Annotated in this window: 1 tRNA gene and 1 rRNA gene; both read right to left on the bottom strand. The window is 50.4% G+C overall.

Annotated elements, in window-relative coordinates:
• Positions 1-97 precede the first annotated feature (97 nt).
• Positions 98-173: transfer RNA gene (locus ACFP3V_RS13660), tRNA-Ala, on the bottom strand.
• An 84-nt stretch (positions 174-257) separates the two neighbouring features.
• Positions 258-594, bottom strand: a 16S ribosomal RNA gene (locus ACFP3V_RS13655); the annotation flags it as partial.

The raw sequence follows: 594 nt of genomic DNA, 5'->3' as shown, positions 1-594 counted from the left end.
TTTCAATTTTCAGCTTGATCCAGATTTTTAAAGAGCAAAACTTCGCAGTGCACCTTTTCAGGTTCACTCTGAAGTTTTCTTGTGTTCGCAGTAAAGATGGTGGAGCTATGCGGGATCGAACCGCAGACCTCCTGCGTGCAAAGCAGGCGCTCTCCCAGCTGAGCTATAGCCCCATCGTTTGCAACCTCTTCAAATTTGCTTCGCAAATTTGGTAGGCCTGAGTGGACTTGAACCACNCAAAGGCAGGTTCTTTAAGGTAAGGAGGTGATCCAACCGCAGGTTCCCCTACGGTTACCTTGTTACGACTTCACCCCAGTCATGAATCACAAAGTGGTAAGCGCCCTCCCGAAGGTTAAGCTACCTACTTCTTTTGCAACCCACTCCCATGGTGTGACGGGCGGTGTGTACAAGGCCCGGGAACGTATTCACCGTAGCATTCTGATCTACGATTACTAGCGATTCCGACTTCATGGGGTCGAGTTGCAGACCCCAATCCGAACTACGACATACTTTATGAGGTCCGCTTGCTCTCGCGAGGTCGCTTCTCTTTGTATATGCCATTGTAGCACGTGTGCAGCCCTGGTCGTAAGGGCC

The organism is Streptacidiphilus monticola (assembly GCF_042658505.1).
In the GTDB taxonomy this organism is placed as follows: Bacteria; Actinomycetota; Actinomycetes; order Streptomycetales; family Streptomycetaceae; genus Streptacidiphilus; species Streptacidiphilus monticola.
Note: the sequence above shows the minus strand (reverse complement) of the source record. Positions and strands in the feature narration are given on the sequence as shown.